This is a genomic window from Bacillus sp. V3-13, from assembly GCF_002860165.1.
In the GTDB taxonomy this organism is placed as follows: Bacteria; Bacillota; Bacilli; order Bacillales; family Cytobacillaceae; genus Bacillus_BJ.
The window spans coordinates 1-4,706 of sequence record NZ_PGUZ01000093.1; the positions used below are offsets into that span (position 1 = coordinate 1).

5 protein-coding genes and 1 pseudogene are annotated in these 4,706 nt (G+C 37.3%); 1 reads left to right on the forward strand and 5 read right to left on the reverse strand.

Annotation, left to right across the window (positions count from 1 at the left end; all coding sequences use genetic code 11):
• Window positions 1–669, forward strand: a pseudogene (locus CU633_RS23055) (SIR2 family protein); the annotation flags it as partial.
• Window positions 670–858: 189 nt separating this feature from the next.
• Here the strand turns inward: CU633_RS23055 and CU633_RS21930 are convergent.
• Genes CU633_RS21930 through CU633_RS21950 form a run of 5 tightly spaced genes read right to left on the reverse strand, consistent with a single transcriptional unit; the run spans window position 859 to window position 4,551 of the window.
• Entirely contained in the window at window positions 859–1,413 is a 555-nt protein-coding gene (locus tag CU633_RS21930) for a Mov34/MPN/PAD-1 family protein (protein WP_101662672.1), read from the reverse strand.
• 21 nt (window positions 1,414–1,434) lie between these two features.
• Window positions 1,435–2,277: a ParB/Srx family N-terminal domain-containing protein gene (locus tag CU633_RS21935; RefSeq protein ID WP_101662673.1), complete on the reverse strand. Its 843-nt coding sequence runs from the start codon at window positions 2,275–2,277 to the stop codon at window positions 1,435–1,437.
• 2 nt (window positions 2,278–2,279) lie between these two features.
• A complete protein-coding gene (locus tag CU633_RS21940; protein ID WP_180955075.1) occupies window positions 2,280–3,803 on the reverse strand; it encodes a ThiF family adenylyltransferase in 1,524 nt (507 codons plus the stop codon).
• Between the two features lie 48 nt (window positions 3,804–3,851).
• Complete coding sequence (locus tag CU633_RS21945; protein WP_101662675.1) at window positions 3,852–4,292, reverse strand: hypothetical protein; 441 nt, start codon at window positions 4,290–4,292, stop codon at window positions 3,852–3,854.
• 4 nt (window positions 4,293–4,296) lie between these two features.
• Entirely contained in the window at window positions 4,297–4,551 is a 255-nt protein-coding gene (locus CU633_RS21950; protein WP_101662676.1) for a DUF2604 domain-containing protein, read from the reverse strand.
• Window positions 4,552–4,706: the final 155 nt, after the last annotated feature.

Sequence of the window (4,706 nt, forward strand, 5' to 3'; positions counted from 1 at the left end):
AAAAGAGTTGCGAAACCCTTGTCATTCCTGGCTTTTTTGTTTATTCAGCAGCCCCTAATTAAAGAACTAATTATTGATCGTGGAAGAAAAGGCAGCCTTAAATCTTTACTAATATCTCCTCAAGAATTAGATGAATTGGGGGAGAGAATATCAGATGAGAACCTGGTGGTGGCATTAGGAGATACCACGTATATTTTTAGATTACCGGATGTAATGACATTTCTAGAAGATTTCATCTTTGATTTAAATGTCATTCATACTGAAATTGCCTTGAAATTCGTTGCTAGCCAACCACCTAACGCAAGAATCCCATTATTTAAATATTTACGAGGGGTTAATATCGAGGAAACCACTCTTAACCATCTTGAGAAAGAAAGGATTAGACAAAGAATCGAAAGGTTTGGGGAGATTCAATCTTCCATAAATACAATAACACAATATAACAAAATTCCGGCAACTTCAATGCAAGAGATATTAGATATGGGCTTAAGACAAGCAAAAGAGATGGACGTTATTGCATATAACATTGAAAACCTTGATATAGATGCTGTAGAAAATTACTTGAGAGGTAGGTTGGAAGAAGTAAAAGAAAATGCTAACCAACTTACAAAATCAGCTTACCGTAGATTAGCAATTATGATTGACATTATAAAATATAAAAATGGCTAACGCCGAACCCACATAGTGGATTGCCATTAGCCATTTGTTGCTTAGTTAAGTTATGCTACTAGCATAAGATTTGTGCAAGTAAATGTCAAGAACTTGTTACAAATACTACACATGTTTCCCTCTGGATTTGTGAATCTCTGCAGACCCCTTATACAATCTAAAAAGGGGTCTTTTTATTTTGTTGGAAGCTTAGTTTACAATTTTAAAACGGCTTGTTTGTTCATTTCTGGAGAGAGCTTTCCAAATTTGACCGCCATCGTATTCGTAGACCTTACATTGAGATAAATCAGCAAACGGGACCTGACCAAAAAAGGGTACAACAATTGATATAAAGCCTTTTTTAAAACTAATTGCGTTTTCATCATCCGTATCCGAATGGAAAGCTGCACCAGGATGACTATGAACTTGTGCAAGTAAGAATTCGTTATGTGACCTTAACGTACAGTAGATTTCATTTAAATCCTTTTCAGTTATAGTTGCATGAACCCTTGAAGCCATTAATCTTGACGGTACTATCGCACGTTTAATAAATGCAACATCGCCTTCACCTATTACTCCAGACCAAAAAACTAAACCTTCAACACCATTTCTTCCAGCAACCCGTAGTGCTCTTTTGGTTGTATTCATAACTGAAAGGGGAATAATGAATTTTGGGATATTTGTTGGTTTAATTTTAATTGTCCGTTTTTCTACTGTATTATCCTTTTTATTGCTTCTCATAATCCATTCCAAAAAGTTTCTCATTAGTGAACCTCCTTATCCTGTTTACTTGGGCAAAATATGATAACTGTCCTCTGCTCGAATTTGAAAAAATTTTGCAGATGGAAGTAACTGCACTTTTTCAGACAAATCAGTGAAAAAGTGACCCATTGTTGGAGGGTTCTCATTTTCCAAAAGAAATCGTAAATTAAAGCTCTCCTCTTGCATTGTTTGGACTTCTGTTGCTGATCCTACTTCGCTAACAAGACAAGGAACATAATGATGACCAGCCTTACGCAGTGCAAGTACACGGTGATATCCATCGAAAAGAATATATTTACCATGCAGTATTTTAACATGTACTGGTAATGGAGGAATTGGAACTCGGAACCCTACAACAATTCCCCCATCAACGAGGGGGAAAGATGTCGTATGTTGCAAATGCATTCCTCGGTCTTTGGTAGTCCAAGAAAAATTATTGACCGAAGGTGAAAGAGCCAAATTCCCACCTTTGTTGGGTAAAATTAAAGATAATATATTTTCAAAGGCTTTGTCTTTAAATTCTAAGTAAAGGTTTTCGATGTAATCGGAATCCACCTTTATCGCCAAGGACAATAAAGGATCAATTTCTACCATTCGAAAAGCCCAAGGTCCTTTCACAATCATTTGAAAAGATGGGTGACTAGGTACAGTCGATAAATAATCCATATGTTCAATTGAAATTTCTTTTACCTGGGGATACCCAGCTGTATAAGTAGGTTTCACTGATAAATGGGAACGAGAATTTTGCCATTTTGTTTTAATTGTACTCTCGTCCCAGAGTTTATCCCCGCAAAATTTTTTAACATTATTAATTGCTTCTATTTCATGCGGAAAAAAGCCCAAAAGCATTAGTCCTTCATGAGACATCTTTAGACCTCCCTATAAGCCGATGTATGTTTAATGTTATACGCTTGTATCATGGCGGGATCATAGCAATAGGAGCCACACCGGCTATCTTTTTCAGGTTTTTGAACAGAGTGCTTTGTTGGGCCAGTAAGGACGTTTGCGATGAATCTCCCTTTATAAACATTGTCTTTAAAATAAACTTCCTTTATTAATTCCCCGGCAAGTAAAATTCCTGGGATGATCGACACAAAACCAGTTGTACCCACATATTCAACTTGGTCTTTGTTTATACTGGATCGTCCACAGAGCTCCTTTGACCAAAGAGTCCTAAGTGGTTTTCCAACAAATGAAACTAGTGACCCCTGAGGAAACTGCTGGTAAGCCTCAATTTGGGATATTTCCATTAAATTCAGGAGGTGGTCTGTTCTTAAAGCATTAAATACCTCACCAACGGACCAGCCAAGTATTCTGGCCATTTCTTCCTCAACGGCGTAATCATTGGAATTTGGCAGGTGGATGCAGCCTAAGCAAGCACCTTCCAAGAAATTATGGCTAGATAAACTAAAGGTAAATCCTGATGTTGCACCATCCAACAACAAACGGGGCAAGTCACTTTGGATCTCCCGTCGTGCTTCAGCTGAGTCTACAGTGCAAACAACCGTATCCAACGACCGCCCATAATGCTGGATAAAATCAATCCATGTCTCATTAAAACCAACTACATTCAATGCCGTATGATTTAATGATTTCTTGATTAGATCTACTTTGCAGTGTCCAATATCATCTTTCCGAGCAAGGATATAACGATTTAAATTACTTAGGTCCACTATATCAGCGTCTATAACCAACAACTGCCCATGTATATTATTGAAGCTTGCCAATGTGTGAACAAATGCATTACCTATAGCTCCCGCACCAACCATGTGAACAATGCCAACGTTAGGTGTATCTGGTAAATCAGGGTTATCCATGCCAGGTTCATTTTGAAGTGCAAAGGCTGACAGTGTGAGATTGCGATGTAATTCATAACGCACATTTGCAGCGTCTAAGATATCTTTTAAAGCATATTTAAATAGTTCTGCTACTCCTAAGGATGCTGCAAGACATGCACCTATAGGATTAGTACTAGATTTATTCGATTCAAATGGTGGAAGGGAACTCCCCACAGAAGCCTCCCAACCGTTGTTATAAACATAAACTGTTGGGATATCTATTGGGATATCAGTTAAAATTGAGTTGCAACCTAATGAAATTAAAACATCACAAGTACCAGCGAATGAAACGGACACATCTTGATCCTGGTTTTTGGCTTCCTCTAACCAAGAAGTAAATATAGCGTTATATTTAAAATTGCTATGAACCTCCTCGTTAGCGAACACAACAATATGCTTAACCATCCTGACAAGCAGTTTGAAGATAGTAGAGGAGATGATCATACCATTTTCAGTGTTTGCCCACTCTTCGTTAATATGAATTCCGTATTTAGCAGTTGCTAACCGTTCGATTGATTTTTGGCTCTTTGTGTTGTCCATATACTCCTGCAGCAATTTTAGTGTCCTGCTCACATATTCGAGGGAATTGTTCATTTTAACTGGCTATACCTCCCGTGTGACAAACCCATTATAATGATCTGTGTGGATAGCTTGGTAAATCCTTGTAATTACATTCCCGATGTTAATATCCCTAAGACTAAAAGGGTGAGGGGCCCTTTCCTTTTCAGGAATATATGTTGTTAATCCTGGTAAACAAATAAAAGGAAAGGGGCTACTTGTTCGAAAGACATGATCACCATCAAACGGCCATTTAGTTGCTGGATATACAATTGGAGAACAAGGCATAAAGGTTGCCTTAATAGGGTGCCTCGGGTATCCATCACAGCTTAAAAAAAGGGAGAAATTCTCCCTCGTTTCTTTATGTTGAAATAAGCAAGTCACATAAATGCCTTTTTGGTTGATTGACCAGTCACATTCTTTAATACGCCTGTCTACCTTTTTTAAATCACGTTCAATAAATTTTTCAGAAGCTAGTTTGTCCATGTTTTTATCCTACAACTGGGATTCTCTGGAGTAAGACAACAGAACCTTGGGTGAGACCCACGTCCTTGATTTTTTTTGTTACATCCAAGGTTTGATTTTGGAACTTCAATTCATAGGAAGCAGATCCAGGATCGATTTCTAACGATTTCATCGCTTCACGAACAAGTTTTTCAACTTTATTCTCTTCATTAATCTTTAATTCTACCTCTTCTCCTTCAATTGTTTCGACAATTATTGTTAACAATTTTTCTTGAGCCACTTCTACTACCCCCTAAAATTTTCTAATTTAATTCTACAACACAAAACGGCGCAATTGCCATAAAATTTAATCTTTTTCGACAAAATAAAATTAAAGGGTTAATTGTAAAATCAAATGCAACACCATAAAAATAGAAAAGCCATAGTGAAACCGTG

Coding starts and splice junctions, on each gene's coding strand:
- CU633_RS21935 (WP_101662673.1), bottom strand. CDS start 2,277: ATGTCTCATGAAGGACTAATGCTTTTGGGCTTTTTTCCGCATGAAATA.
- CU633_RS21930 (WP_101662672.1), bottom strand. CDS start 1,413: ATGAGAAACTTTTTGGAATGGATTATGAGAAGCAATAAAAAGGATAAT.
- CU633_RS21945 (WP_101662675.1), bottom strand. CDS start 4,292: ATGGACAAACTAGCTTCTGAAAAATTTATTGAACGTGATTTAAAAAAG.